This is a genomic window from Sinomonas atrocyanea (assembly GCF_030812675.1).
GTDB classification, from domain to species: domain Bacteria; phylum Actinomycetota; class Actinomycetes; order Actinomycetales; family Micrococcaceae; genus Sinomonas; species Sinomonas atrocyanea_B.
In genome coordinates, this window is the sequence record NZ_JAUSTE010000001.1 from 354,690 (window position 1) to 372,145 (window position 17,456).

The following is a 17,456-nucleotide window of genomic DNA, read 5'->3' on the forward strand; positions in this document are numbered from 1 at the left end:
ACGATTCGGCCTCGGCCGCCCCGCTGCGGGCTCCGTCAGCCGGCCGTGCACTGGGGCAGGGAGGCAGGGTCCTTGCCCTGGGCATAGGCCTCCACCGCAGAGCGGGCCTCGGCGAGGGTGGAGACCTTCACGACCGCGAGGCCGTCGGGGATGTGCCCGACCACGTCGCCGCAGTTGGAGGCGGGCGCCAGGAAGAGGGTGGCGCCGGCGGCGCGGGCGCCGAACAGCTTCTGGTCGATCCCGCCGATCGCCCCGACCGTGCCGTCGGGATCGATCGTGCCGGTCCCGGCGATGTCCTTGCCGCCGGTCAGGTCTCCGGGGGTCAGCTTGTCGATGATCCCGAGCGCGAACATCATGCCCGCGCTGGGGCCGCCCACCCGGTCCAGCTCGATCTGCACCTCGAAGGGGAAGCTGTAGGTGTAGCGGATGCCCACGCCCAGGATCCACCGGCCTTGGTTCTGCGTGGGCGTCACCGTGGCGGTCACGGGCGAGCCGCCCCGGTCTACTGCGACCTCCACGGGGGCACCTTTGCCCGCGGCGAGGGTCTGCTGCACCGTCGCGAGGGACGATGCCTTCTGGCCGCCGACGCTGACGAGCCGGTCGCCCACCTTCAGCTTCCCGGACGAGGGCGACCCGTCGGCGATCGAGGCGACGTTGAGCTGCTGCTCGTAGTGGATGCCGAGCGCGCCCAGGGCGGCGGCGACCGAGGTCTGCTCCGAGTCCTGCATGAGGGAGGCGTTCTCGTCCGAGACCTGCTGGCGGGTAGTCCCCGGCGGGTAGACGACCCGTTCCGGCAGGATGCCCTGCGAGTGGTCGAACCACGAGCGCGCGAGGTCGATCAGGCCGACGTCGCTGTTGGGGCCCCCGTTGACGTACACCGTGGTGAGGTCGAGGGAGCCGCGGGCAGGGTAGGAAGGATGGCCGCTGATCGAGATGACGTCCTTGCCGCCCGTCTGGCCCAGTGTGTTGTAGGCGGGCCCCGGCGACTCCACGACGTAGGGGACGGGGACGGAGACCACCGTGGCGCCCAGGATGAGCGCGGCGAGGCCAGAGGTCACCGCTGCGAAGGTGCGGCCGCTGCCCGCGGCCTTCGGTGGGCGGCCCGCGGGGGGCGCTCCCCCGCCGTCGTCCGAGGGGCCCCCGTCCGGCTGCCCGCCGTCCTCGTCGGGAACTGCGGGAGGAGTGACCACGTCTCGCGCCGCCTTCCGGATGCTCGCACCGCCTCGCGCCGCCCGGGACCGGACGCCGCGGCCGCCGCGGGCGTCCGCGGCGGCACGCCCCAGCCTACGACGCTCCCGCGCGCGGGCGGCGCAGGGACCGGTGTGCCGACAGCGAAAGGGACCCCCGCGCCGAAGACACGTCCGCGAGCGCCGCGGTACCGTGAGGATGTCCCCTTCCACCAGCATTGATCGGCGGCACGATGACCACACCAGAGAAGCCCTCGGGCCACGACGACGAGCCCCAGGACCCGCTGTCCGAGCTCTTCGGACGGCTCATGGGCGGTGCGGGCGCCGAGGGGTTCGACCCCACGGAGATCGCCAAGGCGGCAGGCCTCCCGAGCGACCCCAACCTCCTGCGCCAGATGTTCGAGCAGGTGCAGGCCATGATGTCGGCCCCCGGCGGCGAGGGCCCCGTCAACTGGCAGCTCGCCCACGACCACGCGCGCCGGACCGCGGCCGCAACGTCGGATCCCTCCGTCTCCGCGGCCCAGAACCGGGACGTGGACGAGGCCCTGCGCCTCGCCGAGCTCTGGCTGGACAAGGCCACCGACCTTCCCGGCACGGGCATCATCGGCCGCGGCTGGTCGAGGGCCGAGTGGATCGAGGCCACTATGGGCACGTGGCGGCGGCTGACCGAGCCCGTGGCTAACAGCATCGCCACCGCGCTCTCGACCGCGCTGAACGAGCAGATGCCCGAGGAGATGAAGGGCATGCTCGGCGGCGCGTCCTCCATGCTCACCAACATGGGCGGGGCCATCTTCGGCATGCAGCTCGGCGCGGCGATCGGCGCGCTCTCGGGCGAGGTCGTGAGCTCCTCCGACATCGGCGTCCCGCTCGTCGACCTCGAGATGGCGCTCCTGCCCGCCAATGTCGCCAAGTTCGGCGAGGGGCTGGGCCTGCCGGAGGGCGACGTCCGGCTCTACCTCGCCGTCCGCGAGGCCGCCCACGCGCGCCTGTTCATGCACGTGCCGTGGCTGCGGGCCCATCTGCTCGGCGCCATCGAGGACTACGCGCGCGGCGTCCACATCGACGTCTCCAAGATCGAGGAGCTCGCCCACAGCATCGACCCGAGCAACCCGGAGTCGGTCCAGGAGGCCCTCCAGGGCGGAGTGTTCATGCCGCAGCGCACGCCCCAGCAGGACGCTGCCCTGGTCAAGCTCGAGACGGCACTCGCCCTCGTCGAGGGCTGGGTGGACGAGCTCACGGCCACCGCGACCGAGGGCGTGCTGCCGTCCGCGGCGGCGCTCCGCGAGGCCGTGCGGCGCCGCCGCGCCACGGGCGGCCCGGCCGAGCACGCCTTCGCCTCGCTCGTGGGCCTCGAGCTGCGGCCGCGCCGGCTGCGCGATGCCGCCACGCTGTGGAAGTCGGTCGGCGACGAACGCGGGATCGCCGGCCGGGACGCCATCTGGAAGCACCCGGACCTGCTCCCCACTCCCGAGGACCTCGACGACCCGCAGGGCTTCTCCGCGCGGCGCTCCCGGGCGGAGGCCCAGGACTCGGAGGTCGACGAGGCCCTCGAGAAGCTCCTCGCCGGCGGCTTCGACGCACCCTCGGAGTCTCCCGACACCGCGGGCGCCGGAGAGCAGGAGCCGGAGCCGGGCGACGGTCCCGAGGATGGGACGGACGACGGCGGCGCTCCCCCGGGCGCGCCGCGCGCCTAGCGCTGTGCCCGACGCCCGGACCGGATGCGCCGACGGGGGGCCGGGACGGACGTGCCGCAGGCACACGCCGGGAGCCGGCCGCACCACGCGGCCGGCTCCCGGCGTATCAGTCCACGCCTTCGGTGATCTGGCCGAAGGGGACGGACTCGTCCAGATGGGCCTGGAGCTCGTGCGGCTCGTTGAGGACCACGTGGACCCCGCACGCGGCGTCGGCGGCCGACTGGAGCAGCACGGGGCGCACCGTGTCGATGAACTCGGCGCTGCGGCCCTCGAGGTACTTGACGTAGCTGGCTGGAAGCTGGCTCATGGCGCGATTCTAGGCGTCTTCGTCGTCGTCGATAAGGTCCCAGCCCCCGCCGTCGCCAGCTCCGCCGTCCCCGGCGTCTCCGCGTCCGGAACCGGCGAAGGCCACCCCGGCCAGGAACGCCTTCGCCTCGGCGAGCCTCGGGTAGGCCCCGACAAGCTCCCAGAACTGGGGCCCGTGGCCGGAGACGAGCAGATGCGCGAGCTCGTGGACGATCACGTAGTCCACCACCCACTCCGGCATGCCCTGGAGCTCGTGGGAGAGGCGGATGGTCCGCTGGCTCGGGGTGCACGAGCCCCAGCGCCGGCGCTGGTTGGTGACCCAGCGGATCGACGCGGGCTCGGTCCGGCCGCCGAAGTACTGCTGGGACAGCGCGGCGGCGCGCTCCATGAGCGCCTCGTCCGAGTGCGCCCCGCGGCGGCGCGCGGTGTCCTGCTGGAGCCGCTCGACCATGCGCTCGACCCAGTGCGCCTCCTGCGCGCGGGTGAAGCTGGCAGGGATCGCCACGACGGCCGTGCTGCCCTCCCAGAACGCGGAGACGGTCTTCCGGCGCCGCCCCGAGCGGCGCACCTCGACCGGCGGCCCGTCCTCGGTCAGCGGCAGCGCCCCCTGGCCGGGGGCACGCCGTGCCTCACGCGCCACGGATCAGCTCCAGGACCGCCTCGCCGTAGCGCTCGAGCTTGGCCCGGCCCACGCCGGCCACCTGGGACAGCTCGTCCAGGCTCGAGGGCTTCGCCTCCGCGATGGCGGTCAGGGTCGCGTCGGTGAACACGACGAAGGCCGGCACATCCGCCTCGCGGGCCTGCTCGAGGCGCCACGCGCGGAGCGCCTCGAAGGTCGCCTCCTCGTAGGTGGGCGGGCAGCCGGAGCAGCGGCCGACCTTCCGCTCTGCCCCCGTGGAGAGGATCGTGCCGCAGACGCGGCAGGTGGTGGGCCCCTTGAGCTCGCGGCGCCTGCGGGGGCTGCGCTCGGCGTGCGAGGACGTCGAGCCCGCGGGCCGCAGCCCGTCGAGGAAGCGCGAGGGGCGCCGGTGGGCCCGGCCGCCGGGGGTGCGGGACAGCGACCAGGACAAGTGCAGGAACTCCCGGGCCCGGGTGATCCCGACGTAGAGCAGGCGCCGCTCCTCGTCCACGGTCACGGGCGTGTCGGCGAAGGAGATCGGCACGAGGCCCTCGCTCAGCCCCACGAGGAACACGGCGTCCCACTCGAGGCCCTTCGCGGCGTGCAGCGACGCGAGCGTCACGCCCTGGACGGCCGGCGCATGCTGGGCCGTGGCCCGCTCCTGCAGCTCGGCCACGAACTCGGGCAGCCCGAACCCCTCCCCCCGCGCGGCCGCAAGCTCGTCGGCGAGGGCCACGAGCGCGGCGAGCGACTCCCACCTCTCGCGCGTGGCGCCTCCGCCCGTGGGCGCCTGTTCGGAGTAGCCCAGCGAGGAGAGCACGTCGCGCACCCGCTGCGCCATCGGCACGCCGTCGTCCGCCTGGGCGCGGGCGGCGCCGCGGAGCTGCAGGAGCCCGTCGCGGACCTCGCGACGGTTGAAGAACCGCTCGCCGCCGCGCAGCTGGTAGCCGATCCCGGCCGCGGCGAGGGCCTGCTCGAACGCCTCGGACTGGCCGTTGGTGCGGAACAGCACCGCGATGTCCTTGGGCTCGGTCCCGGCCTCGACGAGGGCGGCGATCCGTCGGGCGACGGCACTCGCCTCTGCCTCGTCGTCGGCACACTCGGCGAATTCGGGCTCGGGCCCGCTGGGCCGCTGCGCGATGAGGTTCAGCGGCTTCGCCCACCGGGCGTCCGCGGCGGGTCCCGCGGGGCGACGGGACGCGAGCAGGTCGTTGGCCAGGCGCACGACCTGGGGCGTGGACCGGTAGTCCCGCACGAGGCGGATCATGGCGGCGTCCGGGTGGCGCTTGCCGAATTCGAGCAGGTGGGTGCTCGTGGCACCGGTGAACGAGTAGATCGTCTGGCTCGCGTCGCCCACCACGCAGAGTTCCTCGCGGCCGCCCAGCCACAGCTCGAGGAGTCGCTGCTGCAGCGGGGAGACGTCCTGGTACTCGTCGACGACGAAGTGGCGGTACTGCTCGCGCACCGTCGCGGCGACCTTGGGGTCCTCCTGCAGGATGCCGACCGTGATCAGGAGGACGTCCTCGAAGTCGATGAGGTTCCGGTCCACCTTGACGTCCTCGTACGCCTCGAAGAGCCTCGCCACGGTGGCCGGCTGGAGGCCGCCGGGCTCGCCGCGGCCCGCGGCGCCCTCGAGGTAGGTCGACGGGGTGAGCATCGAGACCTTGGCCCACTCGATCTCCGAGGCCAGGTCCCGGATCGCGGCCCTGTCCACGGTGAGTCGCAGGCGGCGTGCGCCCTCGGCGATGGCCTGGGCCTTGTGCTCGAGGAGGCTCGGGAGCGAGCCCCCGACGGCCTGCGGCCAGAAGTACTGCAGCTGGCGCAGGGCGGCGGCGTGGAACGTGCGGGCCTGGACGCCCCCCACGCCGAGGTCGCGCAGGCGGCTGCGCATCTCGGCGGCGGCCCGCGCGGTGAAGGTGACGGCGAGGAGGCGCTGGGGCGAGTAGACGCCCGAGTGGACGCCGTAGGCGATGCGGTGGGTGATCGCGCGCGTCTTGCCCGTGCCCGCCCCGGCGAGGACGCAGACCGGCCCCTGCAGGGTGGTCGCGACCTCGCGCTGCTCCTCGTCGAGGCCGCCGAGGAGCCGCTCCTCGAGGGTCCCGCCCGCGGCCTGGGCGGTCTCGGCCGCGCTCACTGGGCCGCCGCCTCCGGTTCGGTGATGGGACCGCCGAACCACCGCTCGATGAGGGCCCGCGAGATGGACAGCCTGCTCGGCAGATCGATCTCCCCTGAGCCTGCCGCGGCGGCCAGCGCGTCGCGGCTGAACCAGCGGGCGCGGAGCACCTCGACGCCGTCCGGCTCGGCGACCTCGTCGAGCGTGCGGGCGGTGAAGCCGAGCATCAGGGAGGCGGGGAACGGCCAGGGCTGGGACCCGAGGTACTGGCACTCGGTCACCCGGACACCGACTTCCTCGAGGACCTCGCGGGCCACGGCCTGCTCGAGGGATTCGCCGGGTTCGACGAAGCCCGCGAGGGTCGAGAACATGCTCGAGCGCATGCGCGCCCCGGTGGCCAGGAGTACACGGTCGCCCGGGCCGACCACGGTGACGATGATCGCGGGGTCGGTGCGGGGGAAGTGCTCCGAACCGTCCTCGGGGCACTGGCGCACCCAGCCGCTCTGGATGACTTGGGTGTGTGCGCCGCAGCGCGGGCACCGCGGGTGGGAGGCATGCCAGTTGGCGATGGCCGTCGCCTCGAGCAGGATGCCCGCCTCCACGATGTCCAGCCCGGGCCCGGACTCGCGGAAGCCGGCCCAGTTCGTCTCCTCCGGCAGCAGCCCTGCCCCCTCCTGCGCCGGCTCGGACATGACTGCGGAGACCGGCTCGACCGGCTCGTCGAGGACCACGAGGACGATGTCGGAGCCCGGGGCCACGTGCGCGGTGGTCCGCTCCTGCGGCAGCCGGCCGAGGTAGACGACCAGGCCTTCGAGCCAATCTGCGGGCAGGGACCGCGCCGGAACGAAGGCGAGGTGCCCGCCGTCGTGCGCAGCCCGCCGCTGCGAGTAGAGCACCGCAAGGGTGCCCGGCTGGCGCACGAGCTGGCCGAGGAACTCGGGGTCGGCGCGGTCCGCGGACCTGCGGTCGAGGGCTTCTGCGGCTGCGGGCAGGAGTCGGTCGGCGAGCAGTCCGGCGGCCGGCCCCGGCTCGTCGAACGCCGAGAGCGCGGCGCCGGCGGTGCCAGGAGGCTGGGGAAGGGGGAACGGGCCGGAAGTCATATCCACTACGGTACTGAGCCGTTCCGACACTCGCACAACCGGCGGGGCGCCGGTTCGGCGTGGGTCCGCGCCCGCGGGGGCGCAGCGGGCTAGCGTGGAAAGGGTGAAACGCACTCCGCTCGAGCTGGCTGCCATCGCTACCGCTGCCGTCCCCGGACTGCAGCCGACCGCCGTGGCGGCGTCCCCGGACGACGCCACCGACTTCGACGCGGCGCTCCTGGAGACCGCCGACGGGCGTGCCTGGCGCATCCGCTGCCCGCGGGGCACGGAGGCCAGTGCGCGGCTCGAGACCGAGATGACGGTGCTGCGCGCCTTCGACCCTGCCGTGCGCGCCGAGCTGCCATTCCAGATGCCGGCGGTCGCCGGCACGGTGCGCATGGACGGGCTCACGACGTGCGTCTACACCAACCTCACCGGGGCGGTCCGGGACCTCGACTCCCTCGCCTCGGGCAGCGACCGGCTCGCACGCGAGATCGGGACGACGCTTGCCGCCATCCACGGCCTGCCGCAGGAACTCGTCGACAGCGCCGACCTGCCCTCCTACACCGCCAATGGGTTCCGGCAGCGGCGCCTCAACGAGCTCGACCAGGCGGCCACGACGGGCAAGATCCCCGCGGTGCTCCTGCGCCGGTGGGAGCAGGCCATGGAGGACGTGACCCTGTGGCGGTTCAACCCGACGGTGGTCCACGGCGACCTCCACGAGGACAACCTCCTCATCGACGATGACCGCGTCACGGCCGTGACCGGCTGGACCGACCTCCGGATCGGCGATCCGGCCGATGACATCGCCTGGCTCGTCGGATCGAACGAGCCGCGGTTCATCGACGCGGTGCTCGCCGCCTACCACGAGGCCCGCAAGGAGCCTGTGGATCCGCAGCTCGCACGCCGCGCGGCCTTGGCGGCCGAATTCGCGCTCGCCCAGTACCTAGTGAAGGCCCTCGCCCTCGACGACCGGGAGGTCGCGCGGGACGCCGAGGCGATGCTCGCCGAACTGGCTGCCGACATCGAGGCCAGCGAGGCGGCAGATGCCGCCGAGTCGGCCGCCGTGCCGCTCCGAGACGGCGGGAGCGGCGACGCCCTCACGGCCCCAGACTCGGACGTCCCGGCCCCGAGGGCCCCGGCCCCGACCGGTCAGGACTCGGACGGCCGGGCCCCGGAGGGCCGGGCCCCGGAGGGCCGGGCCCCGGAGGAGCGGCGGCCGGCAGCCGAGGGCGCCCGCGCGGTGGACCCGGCCCCGGCGACCGATGCGATCCCGCTCATCACGGACGGCCGCGGCGAGGGCTGACTCCGCCCCGATGGGATGGCAGGCCGGTCACCCCAGCGCGGCTCACCGGAGCGCGGCGGCGACGATGGCCTCCAGCTCCGCCTCGGTGGCCAACCCCTCCGGGCGCACGACCTCGCCGTCGGCCAGATAGCAGAACGCCGCCCTGATCTCCTCCACCGGTGTGTCCGTGAGGCGCGACCAGGCGAGGCGGTACACGGCCAGCTGGACGGACCGCGCCCTCGCCTCGGCACCCCTCAGCGCCCTCCCGGTCTTCCAGTCCACGAGGTCCCAGCGGCCGTCCGCGTCGCGGAAGACGGCGTCGATGCGGCCGCGCACGACGACGGGGCCCACCCTGGTCTCGATCGGCACCTCGACGTGGGCCGGGCTCCGGTTCGCCCACTCGGTGCGCTTGAACGCCTCGACGAGCGTTCCGAGCTCGTAGGCCTCGTCGACGTACTCGTCCGAGCTGTCGAAGCCCTCGAGGTCCAGCATGGCGCTCGTGCCGAAGTGCTCCTCGACCCAGGCGTGGAACGCCGTCCCGCGGCGCGCCGCCATCCCCGGCCGGCGCGGAACGGGCCGGCGCAGCTGGCGCACCACCGCATCGCGGTCTTCGCCGAGCGCCACCAGCGTGGATGCCGAGACGTGCTCGGGCAGGCGCACGCCCGAGGTCTCCTGGGCCCGCGCCTGCTCGGCGAGGAGCAGCTCGGCCTCGCGCGCCCACTCGGCCTGCCGGGGCGCAGCCGGGGGCGGGAGGTGGGGCCCCGCACCGACGTCGTGGATCTCCTCGAGGACGCGCTGCGCCGCCGCCTCGACGGCCTCGCGGCGGCCGGGAGAGAGGCTGCGGCGCGCCCCCGTGGCGGCGTCGACGGGCCCCTCGAGCGGGTCGTACGGCCACAGCGAGCGCTGGGCCTGCGCCTGGAGGGGGTTCTCCTCGGGCAGGTCGGCGTCCTCGGCCCACGCGACGACCTCGAAGCCGTGGCCGTCCGCGCCGCGCAGCTCCTCGAGGAACGGTGACGCCGCCATCGGCTTGGAGCGGGTGCTGCTCCAGGCGAACCCGGTGGCCACGAGCAGGGACCGGGCGCGGGTGAAGGCGACGTAAGCCAGCCTCCGGTCCTCGCGCTCGGCGTGCTCGGTCGCATCCTCCGCGAGCTGCTTCTCGGCCTCGACCCAGCCCTTCTGGTGGGGCTGGTCGGTGTCCCAGGCGGGGAGGTCTGCCCGGTCGCCGCGCAGCGGCCAGGGCAGGGCGGACTGCCCCACCGTCCACCGGTCGTTGCCGCCCGAGGGGAACATTCCGCGGTTGAGCCCCGTCACGGCGACCGCATCCCACTCGAGCCCCTTGGAGGCGTGGACCGTGAGCAGCTGGACTGCGCCGGGAGAGGGCTCGCTGGGGGCCATGTCGAGCCCGGACTCCTCCCGGGCTGCGACTTCGAGCCAGGCGAGGAACGCGAGCAGCCCGGGCTCGGACGACTGGGCGAGGAACGATGCCGCTGCTTCGGCGAAGGCATCGAGGTTGCGGCGGGCGCTGTGCACCGAGGAACCCGGTCTGGCGGCCAGCTCGATGTCCAGCAGGAGCGCGCGCTCGACGTGGGAGATGACGGTGCCGAGGTCGTCCCCCGAGACGGTGCGCAGCATCCGCAGCTCGTCGCGCAGCCGCGTCAGGCGCGACAGGGCCTCGGGGCTCAGCTGCCGGCCTGCGCCGGAGGTCCAGCCGGGCCGGGGCAAGCGGTCGACGGCCTCGACGAGGCTCGAGGCCTCGGCGAGGTCCCCCTCGACGAGGACCTCCTCCGCCGTGCCCGGGGCATCGAGGTCCTGCTCCTCGGGGCGGGCGGCGGCGGTGCGGAGGGCCGCAAGGTGGCGGGACCAGTCGGCGAGCGCCATGAGGTCGGCTGGTCCGATCCGCCAGCGTGCCCCGGCGAGGAGCCGCATGAGGGCGTCGGAGCGGCCCGGATCCGCGATGACCCGCAGTGTCGAGACAATGTCGATGACTTCCGGGGTGTCGAGCAGGCCGCCGAGGCCGACGATCTCGAACGGCATCCCGCGGCGCTCGAACTCGCCGCGGAGGGCCGCGAACTGGGAGCGCTTCCGGCACAGGACCGCCATCGTCGGGCCTGCGCCGGATGCGGGCCCCGCCTGGGCGGCCCAGGCGCGCGCGAAGTCCTGCAGCTCGCCGGCGACGGCCTTGGCCTCGTCCAGTTCGTCGACGAAACGGCCGAGCCGGACGCGGCCGGGCCCTGCCCCGGGGCGGGGCTCGAGCGGCTGGACCTCGATGGGCGCGGTTCCGGCGAGGTACGCCGGGGGCGCCGCGAGCGGGGCGGCCACCGTGTTCGCGGTCGCGAGGACCGTGGTCGAGTTGCGCCAGGCCGTGGTCAGGTGGCTGGTCCAGGCCGGGGCGAGGCCGGTTCCCTCCCGCCGCGGGAACACGCGCGGGAAGCTCTCGAGCTGTCCCGCGGAGGCGCCCCGGAAGCCGTAGATCGACTGGTTGGGATCGCCGACGGCGGTGACCGAGTGGCCGTCGCCGAAGAGCGAGGAGAACAGCACGAGCTGCGCGTGGGACGTGTCCTGGAATTCGTCGAGGAGGACGGTGCGGTACTGGCTGCGCAGGAGCCTGCCCGCCTCGGGCACCGTGGCCGCGATGCGGGCGGCGAGGGCCACGAGATCGCCGTAGTCCAGGACGCCGCGCTCGCGCTTCGCGGCGGCGTAGCGTTCAACGAGCCCCGCGACCATGGCTCGGGTGCGCAGCGTGGTCAGGAGCGCCGCGGCGCCGGCGGGCTGCCTGCCTCCCCGGCCGCCCGGAGGGAGCCCCTGGAGCCGGGCGGCGTCCTCCTCGAGCCACGCGGCGACGTCGCCGGGCTCGCGCAGGTGTTCGGCGCAGTCGCCGGCCAGCTGCAGCACCGCGGCGATGAGGCTGCTCTTGGCGGGGAACCCGTCCCAGGTGCCGCCGTCGTACGCCTCGACCACGCGGGCGGCCAGCTGGAAGGACTGGGCGGGTCCGAGCAGCACCGCGTCGCGCTCGACCCCCAGCCGGAGCCCGTGGTCCTGCACGACGGTATTGGCGAACGAGTGGTAGGTCGACACCGTCGGGTCGAGAGCCTGCTGGTCGGCCGCCCCCGGCGCGACCCCTTCGGCGCCGCGGCGTGCCAGCCTCGCGAGCCGGGCGAGCTGGGCCCGGATCCGCGCGGAGAGCTCTCCGGCCGCCTTCCGGGTGAAGGTCACCCCGAGGACCTCGTCGGGGCGGACCCACCCATTCGCGACGAGCCAGACCACGCGGTCGGCCATGGTCGCGGTCTTGCCCGACCCTGCCCCGGCCACGACGAGGCGCGGTGCGAGGGGCGAGGAGATGATCTCCGACTGCTGGGCCGTGGGGCGATGCTGGCCCAGCAGGTCCGCGAGCTCCTCCGGGGTGAACCGTGGCTCGGGCAGCTCGACGGGGCTCTGCGCGTGCGTCGTCTCGCTCATTCGGTCACCTGCCGCCCCCGGGCGCACAGGGGACAGATGTCGGGCAGCCGGCAGCCGCCCGTGAACCCTGCGCCGGGCTCGTGCCGGGCCTCGAAGTGGTCCCCGGCCATGACCTCCGCGGCCCGCTCGACCAGCTGGACGGCCCACGCGGCATCCTTGAGCGCGGTCTGCTGCTGGACGGTGAGCTTGACGGTCCCGTCCCCCAGCTGGACGAGCTCGGCCCCGCCGGGGACGGGCTCCCGCGCGAGGGCCGCGTCCGCGCCGAACGCGCCGGCGGCCACGGCGACCTGGTAGGCGGCCAACTGGGCATGCTGTTCGAGCTCCGCGGCCTTCGGCTTGCGGCGTCCCGTCTTGAGGTCGACGACGACCAGCCGGCCCGTCTCGTCGAGCTCGAGCCGGTCCACCTGGCCCCGCAGGACGGTGCGGGCCGTGATCTCGGCGGTGCCGACGTTCCCGAGGGGCGCCTCGAAGTCGACTTCGACGCCGAGGAGCTCACGCCCGTTCACCCGGACGTATTCGGCGAGCTTGCGGACCATCGCCTGCGCGCGCTCGAAGTCGAGCTCGCCCTCCCAGGTGTCGGCGAGGCCGAGGCTGGCCCAGCGCAGCTTCAGCTCAGCGAGGTAATCGGCCGACGTCCCGTCGGGAAGGTCCTGGGCGATCGCGTGCACGAGCGTCCCGAGGCTCCTGGCGAAGTCGGTGGCAGCTTCGCCCCCTGCCGCGGAGACGAACCAGTCCAGGGGATTCTTCGTGGCGGTCTCGACCTTGGAGGGGGAGACGTAGACGGTGCCGTCCTCAGGCACCACGGGGCCGCTGCTGCTCAGGGGCGCGAGCCCGTACCACTGGGCGGGGTGGGCACCGGGGGCGCCGGCCGCGGCCAGTGCGGCGAGGAGCGCTGCGGCGTAGGACGCGTCCGCGTCGTCGGCCTCGACGGACTGCCGGAGCTCGGCGACCAGTGGCCTCAGTCCCAGGGTGCGGGGCACCTCGGTATAGGGGCGCACCGTGACGCCGTCGGGGAGCGGGTCGACGTAGTCCAGGAAGGGGGACGGGATCTCGTCCTCCGTGGATGCCGCAGTGCAGACGAGCCGCTCGGAGGCGCGCGAGATCGCGGCGGAGAAGGAGCGCAGCTCGTCGTAGCGGATGTCCTGGAGCCTCGAGCGCGTGGGCACGAGCAGGGCCGAGACCACCCCGAGGTCGAGGCAGTCCGCGAAGAGCGTGCTGCCCAGGAGCTCCCCCCGCAGGCGCGTGTTGGGCCAGACCCCGTCCTGCAGGCCCGCCACGAAGACCAGCCTCCATTCGCGGCCGGCCGCGCTCGCCGGGGTGAGCAGTTCGACGGCGTCCTCCGCCTGGGCGCGCGGCGCGAGGGTGTCCATGGGCAGCTCCTGCTCCGTCAGGTAGTCGAGGAACTGCGCGGGGGATGCTCCGGGGAGCCTGTCGACGTACCGCTCGGCCGTGTGGAACAGGGCCATGAGGGCATCGAGGTCCCGGTCCGCGCGCAGGCCGAGGGGGCCGCCCGAGACCGCGAGGCCGTACCACCTCTTGGAGAGGGCGGCCGAGTCCCAGAGCGCCCACAGGACGGTCTCGGCGGTCGCGCCGGGCTCCTCTGCCGCCGCCCGGCCCTTCGCGATCATGCGGGCGATCCGGCGTGCTGCACTGGCCTCGACGCCCAGCGCGCTGAGCGCCCCCGGCACCTCGAGTGCCTCGACGAGGAGTGCGTCGCTGGCGCGTCCCCCGCCGGCGGCGAGCTCGACCTGGCGGAGCGACTGGCGCAGGCGCCGCAGCTCGAGCGCGGTCGCGCCGCCGACGCGCGAGGTCAGCAGCTCGACCGCCGTCTGGGCGGTGAGCTCGTCGGGGCGCAGCGCGACGCGGAAGGCCGTGAGCAGCGGCCGCACTGCCGCTTCGTCGCGCACGGCAGTCTCTGCCACAGGGACCTTGACCGGGATGCCCTGGCCGGAGAGGAAGCGCTGGATCTGCTCGAGCCGGCCACCGGACCTGACGATCACGGCCATCTGCCCATACTCGATTCCGCCGAGCAGGCGGGCGTCCTGGATCCGATGGGCGAGGTAGCGCAGCTCGTGGAGGCCGGAGTGCAGGACATGCGCCTCGGCGGCGGGGGGCGCAGGCTGCTCCCGGCCGCCCGTGGGCGCCGGAACGAGCCTGCGGGCGGCCTGGCCTCCGGGCACCGCGGAGATCCGTTGGGCGACTCCCTGCCACGCTTCGGCGATTCCGGCCGGCAGCCGGTGGGAGGCGCTCAGCGACAGCTCGGTGATCGGGTCGAGGAGGGCACGCAGGCTCGGTACGAGGCCGGGCCTCGCTCCACGGAAGCCCTGCACCACGACGTCGGGGGCCGCCGTCGCAAGGAGGTCGCGGCCCTGGGCGAGGACGGCGAGGAGTTCGAGGACCGAGGGGCTGGACTCCTGGACGTCGTCGACGCAGATCAGCCCGAGCCGGGCCCGCTCCTGGGCGAGCAGCTCGGGGTCCTCGAGCAGGATCGTGCGGGCGGCGGTGATGATGCCCGCGGGGTCGAAGGCCTCCGGCATCCGCAGCTCGAGGACGTCGCGGTACTCCGTGTACAGCTGGGCGGCGGCGACCCACTCGGGGCGCCCGGCGCGCGTGCCGAGCTCGGCGAGCTCGTCCGCCGTCGTCCCGTACTCGGTGACCCGGTCGAACAGCTCGCGGACTTCGTGGCGGAATCCCCGCGTGGGCAGCGCCGCCTCGAACCCCTCGGGCCACGACGGCCCGCGGCCAGAGGTCCGGTGTCCTTCGAGGAGCTCCTTGACGATGAGGTCCTGCTCCGCCCCGGACAGCAGCCGGGGCGGCCGGCTGAGCCAGTCGAGCCGGCCCTCGGCCCGCGCCCGACGGATGAGGTCGAACGCGTAGGACTGCCATGTGCGGGCCGGCGGGGCACTCAGGCTGCGGCCGAGGCGTGCGGTGAAGGCGTCGCGCAGCCGTGCCGAGGCTGCGCGTGCAGGGGCCAGGAGGAGGACGCCTGCCGGGTCGAGGCCGTCGCGCTCCACCCGGATCGCGGCCGCCTCCACGAGGAGGCGGCTCTTGCCGGTGCCCGGGCCCCCCCATACGAGCACTGGACCGCTTCCGGGGCGCAGGGCGAGCACGGCCTCCTGGTCGGCCGAGGGTGAGAAGGGAGCGGCGTCCGCGCGGCCCTTCGGGGCGAGGAGCGTCAGCTGCGGCGCGGGTCCTGCCGGTGCGGGCCGGGCAGCGGGAGATGCAGCCGAGGTGGCGATCGCTGTCATGGTTCCATTCCACCGTCGGGGTCCGACAGTTCTGGGGCGGCGGGACGGTGCAGGCGCTGCTGGAGCGCGTCGGCGATCTCCTCGACCGCGTCGAGCTCGTCGTCCGTGGGCGCCCAGCGTGCCCGGGCGATGTCGACCCGCCACGGGCCTCGGTGCGGGTCGCCCCTCAGGGGCGTGCCTTCGGCGAGGTAGTGCCCCAGTGCCCGCTGCTCGTGGCATTCGGGGGCAGCGCCGCTGGCCCTGAGGATCCGCCACCAGCCCACGTCGCCGCTGTAGCGCGCCATGACCGAGCCGACCTGCCGGGGACCACCGGCGCCGAGGAGCTCTGCGACATCGCCATAGGCCAGCACCGTTCCCGGCGGCACGAGTTCGACGACGGCCAGAACCGCCTCGACGAACTCCTCCCGCATGGTCCCACCCTAGCGGCCGGCGGGCGCCGGCTCCCGCTCCCCCGCGCGTCCGGCGTGCCTGCACGAGAAGTGTCGGACCCGCCGCATAGCGTGTTCCCCATGACGTGGAGCACGCAGACCAGGGCAGCGTTCGATCTCGAGACGACCGGACGCAACTCACGTGCCGCGCGCATCGTCACCGCCAGCATCGTGGTGCTCGGGCCGGACGGGAGCATCGAGGCCGAGCACGAGTGGCTTGCGGACCCGGGGGTCGAGATCCCGGCTGAGGCGGCCGAGGTGCACGGGGTCACGACGGAGAAGGCCCGCGCGGACGGCCGCCCCGCCCGGGAGGTCGTGGCGGAGGTCGCGACGACGCTCCAGGCGCTCTTCGACCGCGGCGTGCCGGTCGTCGCCTTCAACGCGGCGTACGACTTCACGGTCATGGCGGCCGAGTGCGCGCGCCATGGCCTCCCCCAGCTCAGCCGGTTCCCCGTCCTGGACCCCTACGTCATCAACAAGCAGGTGGAGCGGTACCGCAAGGGCAAGCGAACCCTCGGGGCACTCTGTGAGCAGTATGGAGTCATCCTCACCGACGCCCACAGCTCGGCCGCAGACGCCCTCGCCGCGGCCCAGCTGCTCGACGCCATGGCCGGGCGCTTCCCGGAGCTGGACCGCCCCGCGGCCCACCTCCACCGCAGCCAGGTGGACTGGTCCGCAGCCCAGGCCGCCGACTTCCAGGCCTACCTGCGCCGGACCAAGCCCGCTGCCGTGGTCGAGGGCGACTGGCCGGTGCTCACACCGCACGATGCCGGGCAGGCCGGCTTCTAGCGCCTCCTGAGAGGGAAGTCACAGCTCCCCACGCTCCCCGGAGCGGAACTGTACCGCCGCGCGTAATTCACGCGGCACGCTGGCTGCGCCGCCGCCGCGACGCCCGCTACCACGCCGGACCGAACATCCTTCGACCGGCAGCCGAATATTTCGGAATGTGTTCTGGAACCGGGCCGGGAAGGGCCGTGGTTCATAATGGTATGCAGCCCAGACGCCTCGACGTGCCGACCGCACGTCGATGCTGCGCGTCCTGCGTTCACCTCAGAAAGCGAAGGCTCCATGAAGCTCAAGGCACCCAAGTGGCTTGCCGCCGCGCCCGTCGCGGCAGTCCTCGCCCTCTCGCTCGCCGCGTGCGGCGGCGGCGGAAGCTCCGCCTCCGGCACGCCGTCGGACGCGCTCAAGGGCAGCGACCAGCAGTCGACGGACAAGTACACCACCGCCTCGGTCACCCCGCTGGACAAGATCGACAAGTCCAAGCTCGGGCTCATCACCCCCGGCACGATCAAGGTGGGCACGCTCTCCGACGCGCCGCCGAACATCTTCATCGACAAGAGCGGCAACTTCACCGGCTACGACAACGAGCTCCTCAAGGCCATGGCGGCCAAGCTGGGGCTGAAGGTCGAGTTCGTCTCCACGAAGTTCCAGAGCCTGCTGGCCCAGGTCAAGACGAAGCAGTTCGACATGGGCTCGTCCTCGATCTCGACCACCGATTCCCGCCGCCAGACGGTCGGATTCACCAACGGGTACGACTTCGGCTACATGGCGATCGTCACGAAGGACGGCGCGAAGGTGAAGTCCTTCGATGACCTCAAGCAGGGCGTGCGCATCGGCGTGGTCCAGGGCACCGTCCAGGACGACTTCGTCACCAACACACTCAAGCTCGACCCGGTCCGCTTCCCGGACTACAACACGGTCTACGCGAGCGTGAAGAGCGGCCAGGTCGACGCGTGGGTCGCGCCGTCCCAGCAGGCGGAGGGCCAGGTCAAGCCCGGCGACGGCACCACGATCGCGCAGAAGAAGGTCAACACCCAGAACTTCACCGCGTACGCCGTGGCGAAGGACAACCAGCCGCTCACCGACGCGCTCAACTCGGCCCTCGATGCCGTGGTCGCCGATGGCACGTGGTCGAAGCTCACGGCCCAGTGGTACCCGGACCGCAAGACGCTCAAGGACCAGACCCCCGAGGGCTGGAAGCCGGGCAGCAAGGCCGTCCAGGTCGGCGCGGCCAAGTAGCGCCACCTAGCGCGCAGAC

Annotated in this window: 12 protein-coding genes; 4 read left to right on the forward strand and 8 right to left on the reverse strand. The window is 73.7% G+C overall.

Translation table 11 applies throughout. The features are described from left to right. Window positions 1-35: 35 nt before the first annotated feature. A complete protein-coding gene (locus J2W20_RS01580; protein WP_307003980.1) occupies window positions 36-1,190 on the reverse strand; it encodes a YlbL family protein in 1,155 nt (384 codons plus the stop codon). A gap of 230 nt (window positions 1,191-1,420) precedes the next feature. On the opposite strand from J2W20_RS01580, the gene J2W20_RS01585 reads away from it, so the two are divergent. Then, window positions 1,421-2,881, forward strand: a complete 1,461-nt coding sequence (locus J2W20_RS01585) for a zinc-dependent metalloprotease (RefSeq protein ID WP_307003981.1) — start codon at window positions 1,421-1,423, stop codon at window positions 2,879-2,881. A gap of 106 nt (window positions 2,882-2,987) precedes the next feature. Here J2W20_RS01585 and J2W20_RS01590 read toward each other — a convergent pair whose 3' ends face one another. The 4 genes from J2W20_RS01590 to nudC are packed head-to-tail and all read right to left on the reverse strand — an operon-like array spanning window position 2,988 to window position 7,019. Next, on the reverse strand, window positions 2,988-3,188 hold the full coding sequence (locus tag J2W20_RS01590; protein ID WP_307003982.1) for a hypothetical protein: 201 nt from the start codon (window positions 3,186-3,188) through the stop codon (window positions 2,988-2,990). Between the two features lie 9 nt (window positions 3,189-3,197). Further along, complete coding sequence (locus J2W20_RS01595) at window positions 3,198-3,827, reverse strand: M48 metallopeptidase family protein (protein ID WP_307003983.1); 630 nt, start codon at window positions 3,825-3,827, stop codon at window positions 3,198-3,200. Further along, complete coding sequence (locus J2W20_RS01600; protein ID WP_307003984.1) at window positions 3,817-5,940, reverse strand: ATP-dependent DNA helicase UvrD2; 2,124 nt, start codon at window positions 5,938-5,940, stop codon at window positions 3,817-3,819. Before J2W20_RS01600 ends, J2W20_RS01595 begins: the two co-directional genes overlap by 11 nt. After that, window positions 5,937-7,019 (reverse strand): NAD(+) diphosphatase, encoded by a 1,083-nt coding sequence (gene nudC / locus J2W20_RS01605; protein ID WP_307003985.1) that lies wholly within the window; start codon window positions 7,017-7,019, stop codon window positions 5,937-5,939. Before nudC ends, J2W20_RS01600 begins: the two co-directional genes overlap by 4 nt. 103 nt (window positions 7,020-7,122) lie before the next feature. Between nudC and J2W20_RS01610 the strand changes: the two genes are divergently transcribed. Continuing rightward, the gene (locus J2W20_RS01610) at window positions 7,123-8,304 is read left to right on the forward strand and encodes a phosphotransferase (RefSeq protein WP_307003986.1); all 1,182 of its coding nucleotides are present in this window, start codon (window positions 7,123-7,125) and stop codon (window positions 8,302-8,304) included. 42 nt (window positions 8,305-8,346) lie between these two features. Here the strand turns inward: J2W20_RS01610 and J2W20_RS01615 are convergent, their stop codons facing one another. Genes J2W20_RS01615 through J2W20_RS01625 form a run of 3 tightly spaced genes read right to left on the reverse strand, consistent with a single transcriptional unit; the run spans window position 8,347 to window position 15,397 of the window. Continuing rightward, entirely contained in the window at window positions 8,347-11,739 is a 3,393-nt protein-coding gene (locus tag J2W20_RS01615; RefSeq protein WP_307003987.1) for an ATP-dependent helicase, read from the reverse strand. Next, window positions 11,736-14,987 (reverse strand): ATP-dependent helicase, encoded by a 3,252-nt coding sequence (locus J2W20_RS01620; protein WP_307003988.1) that lies wholly within the window; start codon window positions 14,985-14,987, stop codon window positions 11,736-11,738. The genes J2W20_RS01615 and J2W20_RS01620 overlap by 4 nt, the downstream gene beginning before the upstream one ends. Continuing rightward, window positions 14,984-15,397 carry an MGMT family protein gene (locus J2W20_RS01625; RefSeq protein WP_307003989.1) on the reverse strand — a complete coding sequence of 138 codons (414 nt, stop codon included), beginning with the start codon at window positions 15,395-15,397 and terminating at the stop codon, window positions 14,984-14,986. The genes J2W20_RS01620 and J2W20_RS01625 overlap by 4 nt, the downstream gene beginning before the upstream one ends. 99 nt (window positions 15,398-15,496) lie before the next feature. Between J2W20_RS01625 and J2W20_RS01630 the strand changes: the two genes are divergently transcribed. Together J2W20_RS01630 and J2W20_RS01635 are read left to right on the forward strand one after the other, a co-directional pair. After that, window positions 15,497-16,204 (forward strand): 3'-5' exonuclease, encoded by a 708-nt coding sequence (locus J2W20_RS01630; protein WP_307003990.1) that lies wholly within the window; start codon window positions 15,497-15,499, stop codon window positions 16,202-16,204. 279 nt (window positions 16,205-16,483) lie between these two features. Then, window positions 16,484-17,437: a substrate-binding periplasmic protein gene (locus J2W20_RS01635; RefSeq protein WP_307003991.1), complete on the forward strand. Its 954-nt coding sequence runs from the start codon at window positions 16,484-16,486 to the stop codon at window positions 17,435-17,437. Window positions 17,438-17,456: the final 19 nt, after the last annotated feature.